Source organism: Pseudarthrobacter sp. AB1, assembly GCF_014926485.1.
GTDB lineage: Bacteria > Actinomycetota > Actinomycetes > Actinomycetales > Micrococcaceae > Arthrobacter.
Genome location: NZ_PZKO01000067.1, coordinates 105912 through 126113 on the forward strand (window position 1 = coordinate 105912; position 20202 = coordinate 126113).

The 20202-nt window shown below is 65.0% G+C and carries 24 protein-coding genes, 1 pseudogene and 1 riboswitch; of the genes and pseudogenes, 10 read left to right on the forward strand and 15 right to left on the reverse strand.

Annotated features, from left to right (window positions below):
• Positions 1-89: 89 nt before the first annotated feature.
• The gene (locus tag DAD99_RS18670) at positions 90-347 is read right to left on the reverse strand and encodes an SHOCT domain-containing protein (protein ID WP_193342708.1); all 258 of its coding nucleotides are present in this window, start codon (positions 345-347) and stop codon (positions 90-92) included.
• 275 nt (positions 348-622) lie between these two features.
• Between DAD99_RS18670 and DAD99_RS18675 the strand changes: the two genes are divergently transcribed.
• Complete coding sequence (locus tag DAD99_RS18675; RefSeq protein ID WP_193342709.1) at positions 623-964, forward strand: hypothetical protein; 342 nt, start codon at positions 623-625, stop codon at positions 962-964.
• Here the strand turns inward: DAD99_RS18675 and DAD99_RS18680 are convergent.
• The 11 genes from DAD99_RS18680 to DAD99_RS18730 all read right to left on the reverse strand — a co-directional run bounded on the left by DAD99_RS18680 (position 949) and on the right by DAD99_RS18730 (position 9825).
• Entirely contained in the window at positions 949-1626 is a 678-nt protein-coding gene (locus tag DAD99_RS18680; RefSeq protein ID WP_193342710.1) for a TIGR00730 family Rossman fold protein, read from the reverse strand. The two genes, DAD99_RS18675 and DAD99_RS18680, sit on opposite strands and share 16 nt — an antisense overlap.
• Positions 1623-2918 carry a cytochrome c oxidase assembly protein gene (locus DAD99_RS18685; RefSeq protein WP_193342711.1) on the reverse strand — a complete coding sequence of 432 codons (1296 nt, stop codon included), beginning with the start codon at positions 2916-2918 and terminating at the stop codon, positions 1623-1625. Before DAD99_RS18685 ends, DAD99_RS18680 begins: the two co-directional genes overlap by 4 nt.
• A 2-nt stretch (positions 2919-2920) precedes the next feature.
• The gene (locus DAD99_RS18690) at positions 2921-3178 is read right to left on the reverse strand and encodes a hypothetical protein (protein ID WP_193342712.1); all 258 of its coding nucleotides are present in this window, start codon (positions 3176-3178) and stop codon (positions 2921-2923) included.
• A gap of 21 nt (positions 3179-3199) precedes the next feature.
• Positions 3200-3835 carry a DUF3105 domain-containing protein gene (locus DAD99_RS18695; protein WP_193342713.1) on the reverse strand — a complete coding sequence of 212 codons (636 nt, stop codon included), beginning with the start codon at positions 3833-3835 and terminating at the stop codon, positions 3200-3202.
• Positions 3832-4740: a prolipoprotein diacylglyceryl transferase gene (gene lgt, locus DAD99_RS18700; RefSeq protein ID WP_193342714.1), complete on the reverse strand. Its 909-nt coding sequence runs from the start codon at positions 4738-4740 to the stop codon at positions 3832-3834. Before lgt ends, DAD99_RS18695 begins: the two co-directional genes overlap by 4 nt.
• 11 nt (positions 4741-4751) lie before the next feature.
• Complete coding sequence (locus DAD99_RS18705) at positions 4752-6347, reverse strand: multicopper oxidase family protein (RefSeq protein WP_193342715.1); 1596 nt, start codon at positions 6345-6347, stop codon at positions 4752-4754.
• Positions 6348-6398: 51 nt separating this feature from the next.
• The gene (locus tag DAD99_RS18710; protein ID WP_193342716.1) at positions 6399-7148 is read right to left on the reverse strand and encodes a cytochrome c biogenesis CcdA family protein; all 750 of its coding nucleotides are present in this window, start codon (positions 7146-7148) and stop codon (positions 6399-6401) included.
• A 4-nt stretch (positions 7149-7152) separates the two neighbouring features.
• On the reverse strand, positions 7153-8037 hold the full coding sequence (locus DAD99_RS18715) for a F510_1955 family glycosylhydrolase (protein WP_193342717.1): 885 nt from the start codon (positions 8035-8037) through the stop codon (positions 7153-7155).
• A gap of 61 nt (positions 8038-8098) precedes the next feature.
• The gene (locus tag DAD99_RS18720; RefSeq protein ID WP_193342718.1) at positions 8099-8710 is read right to left on the reverse strand and encodes a DUF305 domain-containing protein; all 612 of its coding nucleotides are present in this window, start codon (positions 8708-8710) and stop codon (positions 8099-8101) included.
• A 154-nt stretch (positions 8711-8864) separates the two neighbouring features.
• The gene (locus tag DAD99_RS18725) at positions 8865-9341 is read right to left on the reverse strand and encodes a hypothetical protein (protein WP_193342719.1); all 477 of its coding nucleotides are present in this window, start codon (positions 9339-9341) and stop codon (positions 8865-8867) included.
• 223 nt (positions 9342-9564) lie between these two features.
• Positions 9565-9825, reverse strand: a complete 261-nt coding sequence (locus tag DAD99_RS18730; RefSeq protein WP_193342720.1) for a heavy-metal-associated domain-containing protein — start codon at positions 9823-9825, stop codon at positions 9565-9567.
• A 407-nt stretch (positions 9826-10232) separates the two neighbouring features.
• Positions 10233-10430, forward strand: a riboswitch (cyclic di-AMP (ydaO/yuaA leader).
• A 3-nt stretch (positions 10431-10433) separates the two neighbouring features.
• On the opposite strand from DAD99_RS18730, the gene DAD99_RS18735 reads away from it, so the two are divergent.
• The gene (locus DAD99_RS18735) at positions 10434-11192 is read left to right on the forward strand and encodes an NlpC/P60 family protein (RefSeq protein WP_193342721.1); all 759 of its coding nucleotides are present in this window, start codon (positions 10434-10436) and stop codon (positions 11190-11192) included.
• A gap of 110 nt (positions 11193-11302) precedes the next feature.
• On the opposite strand, the gene DAD99_RS18740 is transcribed toward DAD99_RS18735, so the two are convergent.
• Genes DAD99_RS18740 through DAD99_RS18750 form a run of 3 tightly spaced genes read right to left on the reverse strand, consistent with a single transcriptional unit; the run spans position 11303 to position 14208 of the window.
• Complete coding sequence (locus DAD99_RS18740) at positions 11303-13618, reverse strand: cation-translocating P-type ATPase (protein ID WP_193342722.1); 2316 nt, start codon at positions 13616-13618, stop codon at positions 11303-11305.
• Between the two features lie 2 nt (positions 13619-13620).
• A complete protein-coding gene (locus tag DAD99_RS18745) occupies positions 13621-13848 on the reverse strand; it encodes a heavy-metal-associated domain-containing protein (protein WP_193342723.1) in 228 nt (75 codons plus the stop codon).
• A gap of 18 nt (positions 13849-13866) precedes the next feature.
• The gene (locus tag DAD99_RS18750) at positions 13867-14208 is read right to left on the reverse strand and encodes a metal-sensitive transcriptional regulator (RefSeq protein WP_193342724.1); all 342 of its coding nucleotides are present in this window, start codon (positions 14206-14208) and stop codon (positions 13867-13869) included.
• Between the two features lie 182 nt (positions 14209-14390).
• Between DAD99_RS18750 and DAD99_RS18755 the strand changes: the two genes are divergently transcribed.
• The 8 genes and pseudogenes from DAD99_RS18755 (at position 14391) to DAD99_RS18790 (ending at position 20123) form a co-directional block, all read left to right on the forward strand.
• Positions 14391-14912, forward strand: a complete 522-nt coding sequence (locus DAD99_RS18755) for a hypothetical protein (protein ID WP_193342725.1) — start codon at positions 14391-14393, stop codon at positions 14910-14912.
• A 178-nt stretch (positions 14913-15090) separates the two neighbouring features.
• Positions 15091-16455, forward strand: a complete 1365-nt coding sequence (locus DAD99_RS18760; RefSeq protein ID WP_193342726.1) for a YibE/F family protein — start codon at positions 15091-15093, stop codon at positions 16453-16455.
• Between the two features lie 99 nt (positions 16456-16554).
• Positions 16555-17010, forward strand: a pseudogene (locus DAD99_RS18765) (ParB/RepB/Spo0J family partition protein); the annotation flags it as partial.
• Between the two features lie 476 nt (positions 17011-17486).
• Positions 17487-17756, forward strand: a complete 270-nt coding sequence (locus DAD99_RS18770) for a hypothetical protein (RefSeq protein ID WP_193342727.1) — start codon at positions 17487-17489, stop codon at positions 17754-17756.
• Between the two features lie 9 nt (positions 17757-17765).
• Positions 17766-18023 (forward strand): helix-turn-helix domain-containing protein, encoded by a 258-nt coding sequence (locus tag DAD99_RS18775; RefSeq protein WP_193342728.1) that lies wholly within the window; start codon positions 17766-17768, stop codon positions 18021-18023.
• A 175-nt stretch (positions 18024-18198) separates the two neighbouring features.
• Positions 18199-19311, forward strand: a complete 1113-nt coding sequence (locus tag DAD99_RS18780) for a hypothetical protein (RefSeq protein WP_193342729.1) — start codon at positions 18199-18201, stop codon at positions 19309-19311.
• A 124-nt stretch (positions 19312-19435) separates the two neighbouring features.
• On the forward strand, positions 19436-19735 hold the full coding sequence (locus DAD99_RS18785; protein WP_193342730.1) for a DUF4193 domain-containing protein: 300 nt from the start codon (positions 19436-19438) through the stop codon (positions 19733-19735).
• Positions 19707-20123: a hypothetical protein gene (locus DAD99_RS18790; protein WP_193342731.1), complete on the forward strand. Its 417-nt coding sequence runs from the start codon at positions 19707-19709 to the stop codon at positions 20121-20123. The genes DAD99_RS18785 and DAD99_RS18790 overlap by 29 nt, the downstream gene beginning before the upstream one ends.
• Positions 20124-20202: the final 79 nt, after the last annotated feature.

A 20202-nucleotide genomic window follows, 5' to 3' on the forward strand; every position in this document is an offset into this window, starting at 1 on the left:
TCGCACCCCCGAATTGCGGTTACCCACACCGGACCTCAGTGCAAGATAACACGCACGCTTTGGTTGCCCCTGCCGGAAACGGCGGCCGGTCACGCTCCCCAGCCCCGGCGGAGCACTGTGAGACGGGCTGTGTATTCGTTCTCGTCGATTTCACCGCGGGCAAAACGTTCTGCGAGCAGATTCTCGGCGACGCCTGAACGGGGCCCGCCATCTTTATACCGGTTCCCGGCTCCCATGGATCGGGCGAAGAGGATGATGGCGGTGATGATGGCACCCCAGAACAGCACAAAGCTCACGCCCATCAGGATGTACCCCAAGACGCCCATGTCCCCGCCCCAAAACATCATCTCTGCTTCCTCGCTGCCATCTGGACCCATTGGTGCCCTTATGTCCACTCTCGTTCCCGCGGGCTTCCGCCGTCAAGAGTCCTCGGGGAGTCGTAGTCCCCTTGCCCTGGCCGGTCCCCCTGGGAGGTCCCGGGAGCACTAGCCAGAGCGAGGCCAAAATCAGTCCGATGCCGACCACCGCCCGGCGGCGGGCGTTCCCCGGATAGGAACAGCGAGACACCGACGCCGACGACGGGCGCGAGCATTGTCCAGTCGGGAGGTCCGATAGGGAGTGCGTGGATTCTCTGCCGGCGATAAGTTGGACCCCGCAGTTCATCGCGGTCCTGCTGTTCCTGTCCTTGGCCGGGACAGCGGGCGGCGTTCCTGGCCTGGCTCATGATCGGCGCGACCCTGCTGGCCGCGAGGAACCAACGATACTCTGGATCGCCGCCGCGGGGCCCGTGTTTTCTGGCCTTCAGGCTTGGCTTGCAGGACGCAACGGGACCATGTTCTCCTCCGGCCTCGGCGACGTGGACGTCGTCGCGGCCAGCGTCTGGCGTTTCCTTGCCGGGGGCTCTCCGCACATGTCCGTCACCCGCCCGTTCCTCATCCCTTTTCCGGGTCAGAGGGCGCGTTGACGCAGGTGGCAGCGCTGGATCAGCTCGATGGCTTCGTCGATGTCATCGGTGACCCGCAGGAGCCCGATATCCTCGGGAGTGATGAATCCCGGGCTCTGGAGGCGGTCCCGGATCCAGACCATAAGCCCTGACCAGTGTTCCGCGCCGACCAGGACCACAGGGAATTCGTGGATTTTGCCAGTCTGGACGAGTGTGCGGGCTTCAAAGAGTTCGTCAAGGGTGCCGAAACCCCCGGGAAGGACGATGAAAGCCGAGGCGTACCGAATGAACATGAGCTTCCGGGCGAAGAAGTACCGGAAGGTCATGGACACATCCAGGTAGGGGTTCAGTGACTGTTCATGCGGGAGTTCGATGCCCAAACCAACAGAGGTGCCGCCGGCTTCGACGGTGCCGCGGTTGGTCGCCTCCATCAGGCCCGGGCCTCCACCGGTGATGACCGCGAAACCCGCGGCGGCGAGGCGGGACCCCAGTATCCGGGCTGCTGCGTAGCGGGGATCGTCCGGTCCGGGGCGTGCAGATCCGAACACGGCCACTGCTTTCCCGAACCGGCCCGAGAGCAGATGAAATCCGGCTCCGATTTCCGTGGCGATCCGTTCCATCCGGGCCGGGTCCTCGGCCGGGTCGGCAAGTGCTGCGAGCAGTTCTTCATCAGTCATCTTCATGCCGGTGCCGCGTTCGGGTGCATCCGGCAATTCAGGTTGTGGTCGCCTGCTTCTTCGGCGGTGAGGCGCCCGTCCTCGATGGTGATGACCCGTTTAGCGGCCGTGCGGAGCCGCTGGTCATGGCTGACGATGATGACGGCCCTGTTTTCCCGGCATGCCGTCTCACACAGGAGCAGGGTCACGTCCTGCCCGGTCTTTGCGTCCAGGTTGGCCGTTGGTTCGTCGGCGAGGATCAGCCGGGGGTCATTCGCCAGGGACCGGGCGATGGCCACGCGTTGCTTCTCCCCGCCGGAGAGGTCCCGGGGCAGATTCCGCAACCGGTGCCCGAGCTGGAGCTGTTCCAGCGCCGCCCGGGCTCTGGCCCGGGCCTCTTTCCGGGGCACCCCTGCCGTGAGCAGGGGCATCATGACATTTTCCTCCGCCGTCAGTGCAGAGAGCAGGTTGAAGGTCTGGAAGACGAAACCGAATTCCTGCAACCGAAGCCGCGACAGCTGCGCGGGTCCGAGAGTGGAGGTGTCCTGCCCGGAGACGAGGATCCGGCCCGCCGTGGCCAGGAACCACAGGAGGTCCCCGGCGAGCTGCTGGTCCCGGAGCGGTCCCGGCAGCCAGCCCGGATGTCCGGTGAGTCCCTGGGTTGCCCCGTCCAGGATTTGTGGGCTGATTCGCATCATGATCCCTGGCACGGCGTCGGCGACGAGTTCAATGAACACGTAGATGAATTCGACGATGATCAGCGCGCTGACGGTCTTGGAGGACGCGTCTTCGATGATGGGCACGACCATCAGCATCCCGGTCAGCGGCACGAGTATGGTCAGGGCCATGTCCCAGAGCGGGTCCGTCCGCAGGGGGTGGAACAGCGGTGTCAGGAAGAGGGTGAAGATTCCCAGGCCCAGCAGCGCGGCGACGATGGTGTTGCTCAGCGCCCGCATCAGTGCGTGGCCCAGAAACCGGTCCAGTCGTGCCATACCGGCCGGTCCGAGGGTCTCCCGGGCCAGGGTGAGGGGTTTACCCGCGGTGACGAGGAGCGGAACGATGAACAGGTATGAGGTGGTCTTCAATGTGAAGACCCAGCGCAGGTCGTGGCTGTAGACCCCGGTGAACCCGAAGCTGAGCACGGCGAAGCTGCCCAGGCCCAGGAGATAGAACGTCAGGGTCCGCCACCAGGGCCACCGGATCCCTCGGTGCCGTGCGGTGCGGAGGCCACGGCCATAGAGCAGGGCTGCGGCGGCCAGCAGAGCCAGGGACGGCCAGTTCAGGGTCCAGGAGGCCAGGACAACATCCAGGGGCGGCATGCTCAGCGCTTTTTCGTCTCGGTGCGGCCGGCCAGAACAGCGCCGATGAGGATCAGCAGGCCACCGGTGGGGTAGCCGATGAAAATGTCCTCGGTAAGGCTGGGCCCCTGCCCGGTAGCGGCCAGGTGGGCGATCCAGTGGCTGATGGCGACCAGCGCCCCGGCGGCCATGAGGGCTTGTCCGATCCGGACGAGCCGCCGGTGCCGGCGGTAGCGTGATTCGGCGCCGGCCGCTTTCTTGGGCTTGCGGAAATTTTTCATGGTTTTCCTTGAGGGTGGTGGTTAGCCGTTGGTTCCGCCGGTGCAGGCGGCGCCGGGTTCGGGTGCTTTAGGTGACTGGGCGTAGGCGCCGATGAAGGCGGCGAGGCGTTGGTCGCCGGCGTCCTGGACGTTCAGTTGGGTTCCCCAGGCGGTGGCTGTGACCGGTCCGGTCTGGTCTTTGTCGGGGCTGAGCAGGAGATAGGGTTTGGCCTTGGCGAGGTCGGTGAGCTTGGTGATCTCTGCCGTTGGCAGGTCCGGTTTGTAGGTCAGCCACACGGCGCCGTGTTCGAGGGAATGCACAGCGCGTTGTTCGTTGACCGGTTCGGTGTAGACGCCGCAGTTTGTCCAGACGGGCGCGTGGTCGCCTCCCACGCCGGGCTCCTGGGGGTAGGCGACGGCGTCCTGGACGTGGTTGCGGGAGAGCTCGGTGTAGGTCTGGACCCCGTCGATGGGCCTTTTCGCAGCCTCCGCGGCGACGTTTTTTTCCTGGACCGATGCGGTGACGGTGAAGGCAACGGCGGTAATGATGATCGCCAGGACCAGGCCGAAACCGCCGTAGACCAAGAGGTTCCATTTGCGTTGCTTGGCCTTCTGCTGGGCCCGGACGGCGGCCAGGACAGCCTCGTGGTCGGTGCGTCGTTTTCCGGCGTTACTCATGTGTTTGTCCTTTCGGTGGCTGCGGCACGATCCTGGCGCAGATCGGGCGAGCTGGTTTCGACTTCGGAGCGCGGCCGGGACCGGAAGGCCTGGACGAGGGCCAGCCCGGCAACAAAGAGCAGGCCGGAGACCCAGGTGTTCACGCGCAGCCCCAGAATGGTGTTGGCGAGGTCGGAGCGCATCAGTTCGAAGGCAAACCGGCCGGCGGTGTAGAGGACGACGTAGAGCGCGAAGACTGAGCCGGCACCGAGCCTGTATCTGCGGTCCAGGAACATCAACAGCGACGCGGCGCCCAGGCACCACAGGGATTCGTAGAGGAAAGTGGGCTGGAAGTAGCCGAGAATCACCGGTGTGCCATCGGGGGTCATGACGGCCTGCCCGGTGGCCTGGTTCATGGCGTGGATCTGGAGTTTCCAGGGCAGGTCCGTGGGTTCGCCGTAGAGTTCGTTGTTGAACCAGTTCCCCCACCGGCCCAGGCCCTGGGCGATCAGCAGGCCCGGGGCGGCCGCGTCCACAAATGCAGTGAAGGGCACCCCGGCGCGCCGTGCCCCGATCCAGGCGCCGGCCAGGCCCAGGGCGACGGCGCCCCAGATCCCGAGGCCGCCTTCCCAGATCCGGACCGCGCCCCAGGGGTCTTTGCCCGGCCCGAAGTAGAGCTGATTGTCGGTGATGACATGGTAGAGCCTGCCACCGACGATGCCGAACGGCACCGCCCATGTCACGATGTCCAGGGTCTGGGACATGGTGCCGCCCCGGAACCGCAGGCGCCGGGCGGTGAGCCAGACACCGACAACGATGCCGGCGATGATGGCGAGGGCGTAGAAGCGGATGGTCAGCGGCCCAAACTGGAAGGCGCTCACGGTCGGGGAGGGGAAGATCAGTTCTGTCATGACAGGGGTGTTCATGGTCGGGTCCCTTATTTGATGTAGGAGAAGACGCCCATCATGCCGCGTTCGGCATGGTAGGCGTTGTGGCAGTGGGTCAGCCACTGGCCCGGGTTGTCGGCGTCGAATGTCACCGTGACGGTCTGCTTGGCACGGACGATCACGGTGTCCTTGCGCGCCCCGTCGGCACCGACCTGGAAGGTGTGGCCGTGCAGGTGCATGGGGTGCCACATGTCGGTGTCGTTGATGAATCGCACCTCGACGCGTTCGCCGGCTTTGATATCGAAGGCGTTCTCGAAGGGCTTGGTCATGTCGAAGCGGTGCCCGTTGATGCCCCAGTCGTATTTCTCCATGCCGCCGGTGAGTTTGAGCTCGTGGGTCCGGTCAGGCGTTTTGGCGGAGAGGACGACGTCGGGGGCTGCTTTGAGCTGACCGCCGTCGACCACGGTGCCTTCGAGCTTGTTCGGCAGGGTGGCCGGGAGAGGCTGTTTTCCCGTGCCGGTGCTGATAAATCCCAGTGCCTGGCCGATTTTCCCCTCGGTCAGCGCCACCACGGGAGTGAATCCGTCTTTGACGGTGATGAGGGCGTCGATGCGTTCGCCCATCCCGAGCACGACGGCGTCCACGTCCTGATGGACGACCGGGAATCCGTCGGTGTGGGTGAGGGTGAGCTTCTGGCCCGGGATGCCCACACGGTAGGCGGTGTCTCCGGCGGCGTTGATGATCCGCAGCCGGATCACCTGTCCGGCCGCGGCGGCCAAGGTGTCCGCTTCATCCGGGGATTTTGAGTTGAACAGGTGGTACGGGTAGCTGACATCCCCGGCGTCCCCGCCGAGGAAGTCGCTGCGGGAGCCCATCAGCATGTGCTTCATCCCCATCCCCGCTGACCCGGGGTCGGAAGGGGAAGGGGATGCGGAGGACATGGAGCCGGACATGGAACCGTGGTCCATGCCGGGCATCGTGCCGCCGGACATGGGCATGCCGCCGGAGAGTTCTTTGAGGACATCATCGGGGGTGCCGGTGATACCGTCCATCCAGTCATCGAGGACGATGACCCAGTCCTGGTCGTAGACGAGTTTTTCTGCCGGGTCCTCGATGATCAGTGCTCCGTAGAGTGCCCTTTCGCGCTGCATCTCAACATGGGAGTGGTACCAGTACGTGCCGGGGTGGGTGAGCCGGAAATCGTAGGTGAACGCGGCGCCGGCGGCGATCGGGTCCTGGGTGTGGCCGGGAACCCCGTCCTGGTCATTGCGCAGGGCCAGGCCGTGCCAGTGGATGCTGGTTTCGTCCTTGAGGTTGTTGGTCAGCGGGACCTGGAGGCGGTCCCCGGCCACGGCCCGCAGTACCGGCGCGTTAAGGCCGCCGTTGTATCCCCAGGTGGTGAGGGGTTTGCCGGCGACGGTTGCCTGGACGGTACCTGCCGTCAGGTTTCGGGTGACGGATTTTCCGCTGGCCGCCCGGCGGGCTTCGTAGTCGGCAACGATTGGATCGGTGGGCTGGATACGGCCCGGGAGGCCGGCGGTGCCCTGGGTGTTGGTGCAGGCCGCGAGAGCCGCAGCGGCGGCCCCGGCGACCGACAGGCTCAGAAAACGGCGGCGGCCGAGGTGATGATCGGTGAGGGTATTCATAGGAGTTCTCCTGATCGGGCTTCAATGGGGGACCCATGGAGGTGCGGGGTTTTAGATCGGGGTGAGGAAGGTTCCGGAGAGGTTCTGGAGCTGGTAGATCCACTTCACCCAGACACCGGAAACCATGAGGACCCCCAGGATGATGAGCATGGAGGCGCCGGCGATGTTGACGACCCGGATGTGGCGGCGGACCAGGGCAAGGGTGTTGCTGACCCAGCCGAAACCCATGGCCGTCAGGGCGAAGGGGATGCCCAGGCCCAGGCAGTAGGCGAAGGCCAGCAGCGCGCCGCGTCCGGCACTGCCGGTGGTAACGCTCAGGGACAGGACAGCGCTCAGCGTCGGGCCCATGCAGGGTGTCCAGCCGAGCCCGAAGACGATCCCGAGCAGGGGTGCGCCGGCGAGTCCTGTCCTGCGGCCGAGGGTGAGTTTGCGGGTCTGCTGTAGCCAGGGGACCAGGCCCAGGAGCGCCAGTCCCATCAGGATCACCACGACACCGAGGCCGCGCATCAGGGCATCCTGGAAGCGCAGCAGCCAGGAGCCGATGGCGCCGAACGCGGCCCCGTAGAGGGTGAATACGGCGGCGAAACCCAGGACAAAGAGCCCGACGCCGGTGAGGACCCGGCGGCGGTTGTGCGGTTGCGTCGGGTCCGTCAGTCCGGACACGAAGCCCAGGTAGCCTGGCACCAGGGGCAGGATGCAGGGCGAGAGGAAAGACACCAGCCCTGCCGTCATGGCCAGCGGGATGGCGATATGCAACGCTCCGGAGCTCACCATGGACGCAAAGTACCCGCCGATATCCATCGGTTCAGTCCGCGTCAGAGGACCGGAACGTGGCCCCGCCGTCCGTGGAAACCACCAGACCGGTAGAGGTAGCGGCCCAGATCCAGGGGTTCCCGTCCGACCCTTCGGTCGCTGCGACGGCCTGGACCGCGCCGCTGATCTTGCCTTTCGGGGTCCAGGTGGCCCCGCCGTCAGGGGAGTAGTGGACGGCGCCGCCGGGTTCGACTCCGACGGCTTCCGTGGCGCTGGCAAACGCGGCGAACTGGATCGCCGGGGCTGCCTTGTCCAGGACCCAGGTGGCGCCGCCGTCGGTGGAACGCTGCAGGCCCGGTTGGGTGGTGGCGAGAACGGTATCGCTGTAAGGGTTCCCGGCCAGTACTGCCGGGGCAAAGCTGGAGGCGGCGGTCTTCCAGGTTTTTCCGTCCGGGCTGGTGCGGAGCGTCCCGTCAAAGGCCACGATCCCGGACTTGGTGGTGGCGAGGGCGTGAAAGTCCGATTCGCCCTGCCGGGAGAGCTGCTCCCAGGTTTTGCCGCCGTCGCTGGTCCTGATGAGTCCGAGCGGGTTGGGCAGCGTCGAGCCTGTCCCGGGGTGGCCGGAAGCGTAGAAGACGTCTTGCTCCATGGCGGCGGTGAAGCCCATCAGATCGTTCGTGGGTCCGACTCTGACGGCGGGCTTTTTGGACACGTCGAACAGGCCCTCGTGCGTCGCCAGGAGTACCTGGCCGGTTTCACCGTTGACGCTCAGGCCATGGATGTGAGCACTGGGCAGACCTGTGGCGGAGCCGGCTGATGACGGGGTGTCGGCCGTCGGGTCAATGGACGGGGCGCAGGCAGCCAGGGACAGCGCCAGGGACAGTGAGGCGGCTGAGACGGCGATGATACGGGAACGTTTAAGAGAGCGCGCAGGCACGATTAATCTCCAGGTGACGGAACGAAAAAGAGGTGTGAAGGGGAGGCGCAGGGTCTGCCAGCTAGAGGGCGGCCAGCAGGTCCTTCATTTCCTGCATTTCAGCTTCCTGGGAGGTGACGATGTCTTTGCTGAGCTGGACTGCCTCGGCGTTCTTACCGTCCGTAGTTTCAGTTTTGGCCATCATGATGGCGCCTTCGTGGTGGGCGATCATCTGGGTCAGGAACAGCTTGGCCGCCTCGGTTCCCTGAGCGGCTTCAAGCTTGGCCATGTCTTCATCGCCCATCATGCCGGACATGCTGTGCCCGGCGGGCATGTCCGTGGGCATCTCAGTGGGCTGGTTCCAGCTGGTCAGCCAGCCGGTCATCTTCTCGATTTCCGGTGCCTGGGCCGCTTTGATCTTCGTGGCCAGATCCGTCACGGGGACCGGGATTGCTTCCTTGGCGAGGATCATGTCGGACATCTCCACGGCCTGGGTATGGTGCGGGATCATCATCTGGGCGAATATGGCGTCGGCGTCGTTGAAGTCCGCGACAGCGGGCGCGGAGCTGGAGGACATCCCGGAGCTGCCGTGGTTCATTCCGGGCATGCTCCCTCCGTCCGAACCCGCGGAACAACCGGCCAGGGCGATCGCCGCGGCGATGGTGACAGCGGAAATGGTCAGTGTTTTCTTCATCAACATCAGGTCCTTCAAAATATCGACCGGCGTCAGGCGCCGCTGTGGATAGCGTGGCTGCAGGGCTCGCCGAATCTCAGGCGGGCGTATGCAGGGGGGGGTACGCAAGCGTGGCGTGGAGGGTGCGCCGGGCAGGACACGGCGCAGCGCAGCTTTACGTCCGGCTGATGCAGAGGTCGCCGGGGGAAGGACTCTCCGGCGGGAAGGAATAACTGATAGTTGCCTTGGCGAGGGCATTCGTGTCAGGGGTCTGGAGCGGTGCGGTGCCGGGCAGCGGCGCCGACAGGGAGGTGTTCGCCGGGGACAGGACGCAGACCGCGTCCATCGCCGACATACTCTGGCAGCCGGCGGCATTGGTGGCATCGGCGCACGAGGAAGCTGATCCGGCAAGCATCCCGGGCCCGGCCGCGGAGGCCGTCTGGGAAGACTGTGCAGGGGCGCGGCCGGGATGGCTGACCGGGTTCTGTATCTGCTGAACGGCCGTATCCATGCCTGGGGTGGCCGTCGGCATGGAGTGGGCTCCGGTCATGATGTGCATACCGAGGATCCCGGCCACAATGGCCAGGAATCCCGTCAGCAGAACGGCACGGGTCAGGAACGCCGTGACGCGGACGGATCCGGTTGCTGCCATGGTGTTCCTCCTTCCGTAGCCATTCATGGGTTTAAGGGTACGGCAGGGATCCTACCCTGCCGGGCTTACAGTTCAACGAACCTGGGAAGCATTCAGTTTCACCCTGCGCAACAACTGGGCGTCCAGGGCCGTGATGATTGTGATCTTCCATTGTTGCCCTCTCCTGGCTGGAAAGTCTGCCCTGACGGCGGCAGCGGCGCTGTCCGTCAGGGCGGGCGTTGGACTACCTGCTGGTGAGGCTGTACCCGGCGGCCGTGACAGCGTCCCGGATCTCCGCTTTGGTAGGGGTGCCGGAGACGCTGAGCCGGGTTGCCCCTCCGGCCACCAGCTCGACGGTGACGGCCTCCACTCCGGCGAGGGCGGACACTGCCTTTTCAACGCTGTGGACGCAATGCCCGCAGGTCATTCCTTCGACGGAGTAGTCGCTGCCTTGAAGTGCCGGCGACGCCAGGTCCGGGAAGCGGTGGAGCAGCAGCAGCTGCATCCGGACGGTTCAGCGGCCACGATGGGCAGCCCGGTCCGGGTTTCGAGTGCACACATGTCAGTTTGGTCCTGTGCAAGAGAAATCATGGGGACGCGCTGGGGTTGAACGGCTGTAACGGCCGGAAAGCGCACCGGCCTGGACAAACCACTTCACTGACAACACCTGAATGATACCCCCATGGGGTATTCTTGGCAAGGTGGATGCCGGCGTCCCCTCGCGGAGATCGAACAGCCGGCGTGAGCGGCCGGGCCCCCGGCGCACCCCTGTTTAGACCGGCAGGCCGGGGTCGGGTTGCATCACCGGGCCGGGGTCCTCTGCCCTCGGGTGGCCCCGTTATTCAAATGTGACATTGGGTCAGCTCTCCTGTACGGTCGAATTCGTGCCGGTTTTCTCCGAAGGCGGCACTCCCGAGCTGATTGCCTAACTCTGCCGCGGCCCGGGATCCGATCGCATATTTCGTCCGGCAGAGACGGGGAACCCAATTTGTGGCCTGCTTCGGGCAGGCCTTGGGGTGAAGCCGCTGTACTGCATTTGGTGCAGGACCGCGGCCGGGTGACTCCCATCCGAATCCGACAGCTCACCCCGCAGGCATTGGGAGAGGCCACTTCATGTCCATTCGCAGAACTCACGGCCGCCACCGCGCGGTCATCGTCCAGGCAAGCCCGCTCGCGGCCCTGTCCAGGACATTCGCCGACAACGCCGGAGGTGTAGGCCGCCAGGCGGCCGTTATCGCAGCTGCTTCCGGCCTGGTTCTGACCAGTGGCATCGCCGCGCAGGCCGCAGAAGCCCCCGCGCAGCGCGATGCCGAACCGGCTTCAAACCTTGAGGTGACCAGTCAGGCTCCGGCGCCGTTGAGCGCCGATGCGACCGTCAGGATCTCCTACGAGCGACCCGCTGTCAGCACCACACCAGCCCCCGTCGTGGAGGCACCCAAGCCCGCAGCCCCCGCACCCAAGCCTGCAGCCGCGCCGGCAGTTTCCGCCGCGCCGGCGAAAGCTACCATCACCGTAGCCCCCGCTGCTGCGCCGGTTGCTGCTCCGGCCGCCGGAGGGGTGAACGCGACCATGGTTTCGGCCGCCTACGCCCAGATCGGCATGATCCAGGACTGCACCCGACTGGTGGAGAACGCCCTTAATGCTGCCGGGATCCCCGTCGGGGATCTTGGACCGATGCAGTTCATGAACTACGGCACCGTCGTCACGGACCCCCAGCCCGGGGACATGGTCATGCAGCCCGGACACGTGGGTATCTACGTCGGCAACGGCCAGGTCCTCAGCTCGGGCCTGAACGGCAAGAACGAAACCGCAGTCCACCCCCTGACGTGGATGACAGCCAAAGGCTCAGTCACCTTCGTCCGCGCCGGGTAACCAACAACGAGAAGGCCGGTGATTCGCTGCCTTGGGGGCAGCGCATCACCGGCCTTCTCCATGCCCTTCGCAGGATCGCTCCTCTTGCGGCCGGGCATCCTGATGCCTGGTCAGCGGACCGGTGTGCGCGCCGCTACGATCGGGGTCCCCGTCCTCTTCTGTCCGGTGAAGCGGCGCAGCCGCAGGGAGTTGCTGACCACCAGCACAGAGCTGGCTGCCATGGCGGCTCCTGCGATCATCGGATTTAGCAGACCGAGGGCCGCGACCGGGATGCCGACGGCGTTGTAGAAAAACGCCCAGAACAGGTTGGTCTTGATCGTGGCCAGCGTCCGCCGGGAGAGCTCGATGGCGTCCGCGACCTGGCCCAGGTCGCTGCCCATCACTGTCAGGTCCGCGGCGGCAATCGCCACGTCGGTGCCGCTGCCCATCGCGATGCCCAGATCAGCCTGCGCCAAGGCGGCAGCATCATTCACGCCATCACCGGCCATCGCCATTATGGCTCCGCCGGCCTGCAGCCGCCGGACGGCCTCCACCTTGCCCTCGGGCAGGACTCCGGCCATCACATCTTCCGCCGGGATACCCACCTGGGCGGCCACGGCGGCGGCGACCGATGCGTTATCCCCGGTCAGCAGGACGGGCCGCAACCCCAGAGCTTTCAGCCGTCCGATCGCGGCCGCAGATCCTTCTTTGACCGTGTCGGTGAGGCTGATGATTCCCTCGGGTTCACCATCAATGCCGACCCAGATGACGGTCGCGCCGGCTTCCTCCTGTGACCGCAGCGCCGTGTAGTTGTCCGCGGCGGGAGTGATGCCGTTATCCTCCAGCCAGCCGGCCCGGCCGGCAACCACCCGTCGGCCGTCCACGGTCCCGCGCACACCCCCACCCGGTGCGCTGTCGAAAGCTGTGACGGGCAGCAGCGGTGCGTTGGCCTTGGCTGCGCGGGCGATGGCGTGGGCGATCGGGTGTTCGCTGGCGGCTTCGACGGCTCCTGCCAGGGCAAGGATCTCCTCCCCGGTCGTCGAGGTGAAGGACTGCACGGCGGAAACGGAAAGCTGTCCGCTGGTGACCGTTCCGGTCTTATCCAGCACGATGGTGTCCACGGTCCGGGTGTCTTCGAGGACCTGCGGGCCCTTGATGAGGATGCCCAGCTGTGCGCCGCGTCCCGTCCCGGTCAGCAGTGCCGTGGGCGTGGCCAGGCCCAGGGCGCAGGGGCAGGCGATCACCAGGACCGCGACCGCGGCGGTGAAGGAGGACTGCGGGTCAGCGGTGGCAAAGAACCATGACGCGAAGGTGACGGCCGCGATGCCGAGGACGACGGGGACAAAGACTGAGCTGATCCGGTCAGCAAGCCGGGCAATGGGGGCCTTGCCGCTCTGGGCCTGGCTGACCAGCCTTCCCATCTGCGCGAGCGTGGTTTCGCTGCCCACCCGCGTGGCCTTTACCAGCAACCGTCCGTTCGTGTTGATCGTCGCACCGATCACCGTGTCATCGACCCCGACCTCCACCGGCAAGGATTCGCCGGTGATCAGGGAGGTGTCCACGGCGCTTTGACCCTCGATGACGTATCCGTCGGTAGGGATCTTTTCGCCCGGGCGGACTATGAAGACATCGCCGGGCTGTAACTGGTCGGCGGCGATCCGGGTTTCGATCCCGTTGCGGAGCACTATTGCTTCCTTCGCCCCCAGGTTCAGTAGTGCCCGCAGCGCGTTGCCCGCGCGCTGTTTCGCGCTGGCTTCCAGGTAGCGGCCCAGCAGCAGGAACGTCGTGACGACGGCGGCGACTTCGAAGTACAGGGCATGGGCGCTCATGTCCATGCCAGCGTGTTCGGTCAGGGCGGGGTCCACGAACAGTTGCCAGGCCGAAAACAGGAAGGCGGCACTCACGCCGATGGACACCAGGGTGTCCATGGTGGATGCCAGATGCCGGGCGTTGACCGCTGCGGCACGGTGGAATGGCCACGCGGCCCAGCTGACCACGGGCAGGCTCAGCGCCAAGGCCACCCAGCCCCAGTGCGGGAACTGGGCGGCCGGGACCATGGAAATGATCACCACCGGCAGGGTTAAAACGGCAGCGAGCAACAGCCGCGGACGCAGGGCGGCGGCTGCGGCAGAGGCGGGCCGATCGTCATCGTCCAGGCCATCCACGGCCGGGTCATCCTCAGGCCGGAGGCCGCCTCCTTCGCCCGTTCCGGGAGCTGCCTTGAGTCGTGCCGAGTAGCCGGTGGCTGTGACCGTATCGATGATCTGCTGGTCCGTGATGGAGTCCGGAACGGTGACCTGCGCGGATTCCAGGGGAAGGTTCACGCTGGCCTCGACCCCGTCGAGTTTGCCAAGTTTGCGTTCGACCCGGGCGACACACGAGGCGCAGGTCATGCCTTCGATGTCGAGTTCGATGATGCGGGTCCCGGTAAAGGTTTCGGCGGCCATCCTTAGGTCCCGCTGCTGACCAGGACGTAGCCGGCTTCCGTGATGGCTTCGTTGATCTGTTCAGGCTCCAGATCGGACGCCGAGGTGATCGTGGCAACCGAAAGTCCGTCCTTGTTCAGCTCGACGGCCACTTCCTTAACGCCGTTGAGCTTCTGAAGCTCTTCGGTGACTGAGGCAACGCAGTGGCTGCAGTCCATGCCCGAGATGTTGACCGTTGTATTGATGCTCATGGCGATTCCCCTTCGTTGCTAGCGCAGCAGACGCCCTATGGCCTCTGTTGCTTCCTTGACTTTCGCCCCGCCGGCTTCGTCGGATTCCGCCGCGGCGTTGACGACGCAGTGGCCAATGTGTTCTTCCAACAGGCCCAAACTGACCGCGTGCAGGGCCTTGTTCACGGCCGCGACCTGGGTCAGGATGTCGATGCAGTACGAATCCTCATCCACCATCCGGGCGATCCCGCGCACCTGCCCCTCAATGCGTTTAAGCCGACGCAGATACGCGTCCTTCTCGCTGGTGTACCCGTGGTCCGCACCCACGGCGGTGCCGGTGTCCTCGGAAACGTCCTTGCTGATGGCAATTTCTTCATGCATATAACCAATTTATACCCCCTAAGGGTATGCCCGCAACTACCCCCAGGGGGTATGCGTGAGTGTGACGGGAGGCCAATGCCGGTGTTACCCGTGTGTCAGCATGGGGTGACACTGAGCAATTCGCCAGTCTGATGCGAACATGCCACGCACTATCACCAAACCCGTGAGGACCAGAGAACCGTATGAGCAGCGATGACCACGAAGATTCCCTTACCACGCCTCCTGGAGGAGCACCAGCTGGCCGCACGGGGATGCCGCTTCCGGCCCGACGGGTTGTCCTGATCGGCGCAGCCTGCGTGCTGGTGGGGATTCTGGCAGGCCGGTTCGTCTTTGGCGGTCTCGTCCTGGCTGCGGCAGGAACCGGGACCCTGGCCGTGGCGCTCTCCTACAGAGCCGGCCCCCGATGGTTCTCCCCGTTGTCCTGGCTCGTCAGCATCGCCGGAGCGATCTGGACAGCAGCAACAGCCGGGTACTGGTGGGTCATTACCGCGGCCGCCGACGCCTCTGCGGCCGTGCCCGCCATCGCGCCCGCCTTGTTCTACATCGGTGTCGGGGGACTTGTCACCATGGCGGCCGGCCTGCTTGCAGCCATCATCGTGCGGATGGTCCGGACCCGGGGAGACAGCCCGGGGCGGGAGCTGACGAAGGAACCCGGGGAAGGACACGGCGCGGCCGCTCATCCGCAGGCTGAGCAGGGCGAATGACAGGGGCAGGACATGGGACACGCTTGCCCAACGGACACGCCACAACACGGTCCCCCGGCAGCCGGCGCCTCCCTTCGGCCCAGGATTCTCGGACGTCATGACCGGTGCCCCGACAGCTGTCGGGGCGGGGCAAGGGCTCCTTGAGCCGTAGAGTTCAACGGGTGAGGTTGAACTGCTGATGGGCCACGGACACGCCCACTCTCTTACCGAGCCGGATCCGTCACCGGGCGCGGTGGCCCTGCGGCGGCGGGCAAACCGGTTGCTGTTCGCCGTGCTGGTACCTCTGGCACTGCTGACGTTGGCCGCCATGATCCTGATGTGGCCCTCGGGGAGCAGGGAAGGTCTCACCCTTGCCAACCCGTACGCCGGTGCGCCCGGTGCGACCTTTGAGACCGGCAAGATCCACCGCGTGGTTCAGGAAAGCTGTACGCAGGAAGCAAGCCCGGATGCCCGCGGACAGGACGCCTCCGACTGTGTGTTTGCGTTTACCGAGCCGGATAAAGGCGGCAGCCCGGTCAAGGTGGTTATCAACCCGGACGTCGCGAAGTCCCATGGGGTAAAGGCCGGAGACAACATCAGCTACGTGGACTTGACGGCATCCGTAGGCGCCAGCACCAGCCAGACCACACCCCAGTTCATCTTTGTCGACTTCGTCCGTACCGTGCCGATTTTTCTGCTGGCCGTCCTGTATTCCGTGGTCGTGGTCGCGGTGGCCCGCTGGCGCGGGCTCCGGGCTCTGATTGGACTGGTGGGCGCGTTCGCTGTGCTGGCTGGGTTCATGCTCCCGGGCCTGGTGGAAGGCAAACCCCCGCTGCTTCTCGCCGTCGTAGGCTCGACCGTGATCATGATAGGCATGCTGTACTTCTCACACGGGTTCTCAGCGCGAACGTCCACCGCCCTGCTGGGGACAATGTTCGGATTGGGCATCACCGCGCTGCTGGCGGCCTGGACAACGCACGCGGCGAACCTGTCGGGCGGCGGAAACTTTGAGGCCGCCACCCTGGCCAACATATCGGGCGACATCTCGATCTCGGGCATCGTCCTGTGCGGACTCATAATTTCCGGACTTGGCGTCCTCAACGACGTCACCATCACCCAATCGTCCGCGGTATGGGAACTCTACGAACTGGCCCCGGAAACCTCTGCCCGCAAGCTCTTCAGCTCCGCGATGAGGATCGGACGCGATCATATTGCCTCCACCGTCTATACAATCGCGTTCGCCTACGCAGGCGCCGCCCTGCCCATCATGATCATTGTGATGCTCTACAGCCGCCCACTAGGGGAGGCGCTGACCAGCACCGAGATGTCCGAGGAAGTAGTCCGAACCCTGGTCGGCTCCGTGGGGCTGGTACTCGCCATCCCTGTCACGAGCCTCATCGCCGTTCTGGTGGTCAAAGCAACCGGCCCCCGGCGCTCTTTCCTTTGGACCCGTTCCGCACGTGCGAACAGATCCTGGAAGGCAGATGCCGCCGCAATCCCTTCCGGAGACCGGGACCCACTGCCGACAAGTGCACCCTTGAAGACCCAACCGGACGCAAAATAAACGCACGGGCACTCCAAGGAGCAGACACGCCCGCGAGCAAGCGGGTCGACGGGTGCAGAAAGGCTTCCCCGGGTGGCCCCACAGACAGAAGAAACCCCCATGTCCACCCCGACGCTGGAATGGCTGGACCCGGCAGCCCTCAGCGTTGATGTGAACGTGCGTAAGGACGCCGCCCTGACGCCTTCGTTCGTTGCCAGCATCAAGGAACACGGCGTGCTTGAACCCGTCATTGCCCACCGCAAGGAGGACGGGACCGTGCACGTCCTGATGGGCCAGCGCCGCACCCGCGCCGCCGTCGAAGCTGCCCGGCCCCTCATCCCCGTCATGATCATGGAAAGCCCCGAGGAAGCCGAGCGCATCGTCACCCAAGTTGTGGAGAACATCCAGCGCGCCGAGCTGACCGAAGCGGACGAGGCCGACGCTTACCACCAGCTTTCCCTGATCGGTGTTTCAGCGGCATCGATCGCCAAGAAAACCGGGCGCACCAAGACCACCGTCGAGGGAGCGTTGAAAGCCAAGGCGTCCGAAGCCGGGGCCATAGGCGGGGGAGAGGGTGCCCGCGGCAGCGTCCTGCCGGCGGCGGTGCAGCCACACGCCCAGGGCCCGTTCCCGTGCCGTGCTCCCGCCGGTCGTCGGCAGGCGTCCCTGTGTCTGGTGGAAAGCCAGGACATCCCGGAGGTTCCTCAGCCCGGCCCGGTTGTTGCGCGGTGCCCTGCCCGGTGCTGTTCTAAGCTCATCCCGGAGCCCCGGCTCCTCCCGGGCTGCCAGGTGAAGGTGATACCGGACGGTGCTTGCGGGCAGGCCGGCTCCGGCGGCGATCTTCGGGGCCGGGATGCCCTTCCGGTACATTTCCACGAACTCCGGGTCCGGTGCCCGGCGGTTAGTCCTGGTGACCGGCGGACTCTGCGGAGCGTCGCCTGATGAGGGCTGGTGTGCTCGCGAATCGGTGTGCATCTCAGAAGCCTAATCTGCAGGGGCTACGCTGGCCGGCCAGAAGCAAACCGCTATGAACATGGCGACTGTAGGCGGGTATGAACCGTTCGGTCACACGAACGATTGGTGCCCTCAATGGCCTGTCACAAAGCCCGTACCCCACCCAGTATCTGGCCCTGCGGGCCCTGGAATCGATCCGTTCCCGCGGGAAGGACGGCAAGCAGCCCGCCCGGGCCTACCCTTGCCAGGAATGCCACCACTGGCACCTGACGTCCAAGAAGCTCACCGGCAAAGTTCCTGTCTGGGAGCGGCGGCTTTCGTTGCCGGGCACGGGGCTGATCCCGCCGGACAGGCAGGCCCGCACATAGGATGGGTCGGTGTCCGACGAACCCAAGAATCGCCGCTTCCTGACCATTGGCCAGGCTGCCGAAGAACTGAACGTTTCACCCGTCCAGGTCCGCGCCCTGCTGAAGACCGGTGAGCTGCGCGGCATCCAGGTCGGCGGACGCGGCCAGTGGCGCATTGGGGCCAACGACGTCGAAGACTTCATCACCGAGGGGTACCGCCGCACCGCCGAACATATCGCCTCCGGCGAGATCACAGACGACGGGGAGGAGGGCGCTGAGCAGGCGTGAAGCGCCTCGTTCGTCGAGGAATACACCGGCATCCACTCCGTGTTTGCCTACGATTAGGTAAATGTTCGGCTACTTCGGGGAATCGGAATTGGCGGCGAATCCACGACGAGCGGCCGCTAGGTTCGCTCGTGCTGACCGGTGGAGAAAATGATTGGCTACACGAAGGGATACGTGCATGACCTTAACGGAGCTCGACCCGATTGAGGTCATTGCCCTCGACATAGCACGCGCCGATATGCACTACGTAGCTACTTCCCTGGTCGGCCTTCCGAATTCCGCGATCGCCGCTGAGATCGCTTTACTTCAATACGGGGCCATGGCGGCCTACGAGGCGCACCTGCACTTCGGCAAGACTCTGGGCTGGAGCCTGAACGCGAAATGGGACGCAGACACGGCGAAGGCAGCCCGCATGAGCGGGAAATTCTTCGCCGACAAAAAGCGAAATCTCCACGGCGTTGTCGCACACTTCGATGAGCTTCTCCGGGCTAACCGCGGGGCCTTCTTCCCGCCTGACCGGCGGGGCCGACTCTTCGACATTCTCCGCGACGATCTGTCAGTTGTGATCCTCGATGGCCGGCCGTATACGAGTCTTGTCAGCGCGCACTATCTGACGGGGCTCGGGCCTGAGCAGGTCAGCGACCTTGCAACTGGCGGTCCCGCTATCGGGCGCCTGAGCACTGGCGTTGGTAACGTCGCTGGTTATCTATTGAAATACTCCGGCATTAGTTTTCATGAGCACGGCTCCGTCCCGGATTTTCGATGGTTCGATGGGAAGAGCGTCGGCGCGTTACCGCGGCTGTTCGGCGGCGAGCTCGAACCGTCTCTAGCAGCAGCCCTACTGACAGTTCACAGTGTTTCTTCCTCTGCAATGATGAGCTCGTCCCGATCGCTCTGCACGTGGTGCCGAGCCGCCGCCCGCAAGCATCGGTTCGTCGCCTTGTTCCAATCCCTGACAGCCCTCGAAACCATCCGGGCAGACGGCGGCAGCCCCCCGCAGTCCGCTGAAATGTTCGACTTTCTGGACGACCCTGAATCGGCATGGGTTCTGGGACAGTCAAAGCTGCGGAACGGACTTATTCACCTCGGGCTGCAGGACATCGCCGGCAGCCTTGGAACCGGGAATACAGTTGACGACGCCGTGCGTGCCTACACCGACCAGGACCCCGAGAGTGTTGCCGTCCGTATCGTCAACCACCTGAGCCGTTTCGTTGACCTTTTGACGCGATGGATGTTGTCACCGACCCCGCACGGAAAGACATTCCTTGCTGCACTGCATCATGCTCCTTAATCAGCAGGGGCGCATCACGACGGCCGCATTGGGGTGACAGGTGGGCCCTCCCCGGGAATTCTTCCCATGTCCTGTACGTTGCAGGACCGGTAACACCCCCTCAACAGAGAAGAGATACACCTCCGTGGCAACCGATTACGATGAACTGCGCACCGACGTCAAGGAGTCCCAGGAAAGCTCACTGGAGGCCCTGAAGTCCGCCAAAGCACCGGATGCGCAGTCCGTGGTTCAAGAGCTCGACGAGGCTGATGCTCTCGATGGGCTGACTCCCGGCGGGGAGTTCATTGCTGAGGAGCTCGTCGTCCAGGTCATCCCGCAGGCTGACGATGAGTTCACCTGTTATTCCTGCTTCCTGGTCCGCCACCGTTCGCAGAAGGCGCGCGAGAAGGACGGCCATGCCTACTGCGTTGAATGTGAAGGCTGAGCGATTTTGGCCGGCTGTCCCGGAGCGCATCTGGGACAGCATCCGCGAAGAATTCACGCTGCCGACCAGCGCAGACCTGGAGGCCCACTTCCGGGCACTTGGCGACCCCGAGGCCATGCGCCGTGCAGTCCGGGTGTTCATCGGCGAGGGAACCTTCTGCCCGGGCTTCCAACTCAAAGATGGACTTTTACACGAACCGGTGGTGCGCCTCTTTGACCAGGCGATGAGCCTGAAGATTCCACACAACGTGTTCGCTGCGTGGATGGTCAGTCCACTGCCGGCAGAATGCCGTTCCCGTCCCGTGGACATACTGCACAGCATGACGCTGCTCCAGAGCACTCTGGTCGCCTTTGGCGACAGGTACCGGCCGGTCGAAAAACACCGATGATTAATTGGGGTGTGAAACCCAAAGCGCCACCCGCTCACGCCCCGAGGAGCGTCCCGAGCCATCGCGTAGCATTGCTGCC

Excerpts from the sequence above, each read along its gene's own strand:
- DAD99_RS18695 (WP_193342713.1), bottom strand. The coding sequence starts at position 3,835 with ATGAGTAACGCCGGAAAACGACGCACCGACCACGAGGCTGTCCTGGCC.
- DAD99_RS18670 (WP_193342708.1), bottom strand. The coding sequence starts at position 347 with ATGATGTTTTGGGGCGGGGACATGGGCGTCTTGGGGTACATCCTGATG.
- DAD99_RS18770 (WP_193342727.1), top strand. The coding sequence starts at position 17,487 with ATGAACCGTTCGGTCACACGAACGATTGGTGCCCTCAATGGCCTGTCA.
- DAD99_RS18730 (WP_193342720.1), bottom strand. The coding sequence starts at position 9,825 with ATGCAGCTGCTGCTGCTCCACCGCTTCCCGGACCTGGCGTCGCCGGCA.
- DAD99_RS18745 (WP_193342723.1), bottom strand. The coding sequence starts at position 13,848 with ATGAGCATCAATACAACGGTCAACATCTCGGGCATGGACTGCAGCCAC.
- DAD99_RS18790 (WP_193342731.1), top strand. The coding sequence starts at position 19,707 with ATGCCTACTGCGTTGAATGTGAAGGCTGAGCGATTTTGGCCGGCTGTC.
- DAD99_RS18710 (WP_193342716.1), bottom strand. The coding sequence starts at position 7,148 with ATGGATATCGGCGGGTACTTTGCGTCCATGGTGAGCTCCGGAGCGTTG.
- DAD99_RS18725 (WP_193342719.1), bottom strand. The coding sequence starts at position 9,341 with ATGGCAGCAACCGGATCCGTCCGCGTCACGGCGTTCCTGACCCGTGCC.
- DAD99_RS18680 (WP_193342710.1), bottom strand. The coding sequence starts at position 1,626 with ATGAAGATGACTGATGAAGAACTGCTCGCAGCACTTGCCGACCCGGCC.
- DAD99_RS18780 (WP_193342729.1), top strand. The coding sequence starts at position 18,199 with ATGACCTTAACGGAGCTCGACCCGATTGAGGTCATTGCCCTCGACATA.
- DAD99_RS18760 (WP_193342726.1), top strand. The coding sequence starts at position 15,091 with ATGGGCCACGGACACGCCCACTCTCTTACCGAGCCGGATCCGTCACCG.
- DAD99_RS18690 (WP_193342712.1), bottom strand. The coding sequence starts at position 3,178 with ATGAAAAATTTCCGCAAGCCCAAGAAAGCGGCCGGCGCCGAATCACGC.
- DAD99_RS18685 (WP_193342711.1), bottom strand. The coding sequence starts at position 2,918 with ATGCCGCCCCTGGATGTTGTCCTGGCCTCCTGGACCCTGAACTGGCCG.
- DAD99_RS18755 (WP_193342725.1), top strand. The coding sequence starts at position 14,391 with ATGAGCAGCGATGACCACGAAGATTCCCTTACCACGCCTCCTGGAGGA.
- lgt (WP_193342714.1), bottom strand. The coding sequence starts at position 4,740 with ATGAACACCCCTGTCATGACAGAACTGATCTTCCCCTCCCCGACCGTG.
- DAD99_RS18740 (WP_193342722.1), bottom strand. The coding sequence starts at position 13,618 with ATGGCCGCCGAAACCTTTACCGGGACCCGCATCATCGAACTCGACATC.
- DAD99_RS18750 (WP_193342724.1), bottom strand. The coding sequence starts at position 14,208 with ATGCATGAAGAAATTGCCATCAGCAAGGACGTTTCCGAGGACACCGGC.
- DAD99_RS18705 (WP_193342715.1), bottom strand. The coding sequence starts at position 6,347 with ATGAATACCCTCACCGATCATCACCTCGGCCGCCGCCGTTTTCTGAGC.
- DAD99_RS18735 (WP_193342721.1), top strand. The coding sequence starts at position 10,434 with ATGTCCATTCGCAGAACTCACGGCCGCCACCGCGCGGTCATCGTCCAG.
- DAD99_RS18720 (WP_193342718.1), bottom strand. The coding sequence starts at position 8,710 with ATGAAGAAAACACTGACCATTTCCGCTGTCACCATCGCCGCGGCGATC.